Source organism: Sphingobacterium sp. 18053, assembly GCF_902706145.1.
GTDB lineage: Bacteria > Bacteroidota > Bacteroidia > Sphingobacteriales > Sphingobacteriaceae > Sphingobacterium > Sphingobacterium paramultivorum.
In genome coordinates this window covers 1-415 of sequence record NZ_CACSJW010000051.1, presented here as the reverse complement: position 1 = coordinate 415, position 415 = coordinate 1, and the positions used below count along the sequence as shown (strand labels likewise).

Here is a 415-nt window from a genome sequence, read left to right as displayed (position 1 = left end):
GACCAGCTCACCGACGTCGTCCGCGCCACCGCCATTCGCGTCGCTGGTCCCGCCCGTCGCGGCCGGGCCGCCGGCATTGCCCGCACCACCGGCATTGCCCGCACCACCCGTGCTGCCTGCGGGGCCGGCGCTGCCCGCGCCATTGCCGCTCCCGGAACCGCCCGTGCTGCCCGTGCCGCCGCCGGCCGGCGATGCGCCGGTGAGCGATTCGAGGCCCTTCATGAGGTCCTTGGCGAGCTGGTTGAAGCTGCCGTTGGCCTGGCCGTCGTCGAGCTTGTCCAGCGTCTTGGGGTCCGTGCCCAGCGCCTCGGCCAGTTTCTGGGCGAAGCGGTTGGCCTTCTGGTCATCGAGCGACTTCTGGATGCTCTCGCCGAGGCTCTTGAACAGGTCGGCGAAGCGCTGCAGGACGCCCTCG

Annotated in this window: 1 protein-coding gene; it reads right to left on the bottom strand. The window is 72.0% G+C overall.

The features are described from left to right. Window positions 1–415, bottom strand: a 415-nt coding sequence (locus GVK91_RS27235; RefSeq protein WP_200845727.1) for a hypothetical protein, incomplete at both ends; no start/stop codon positions are given.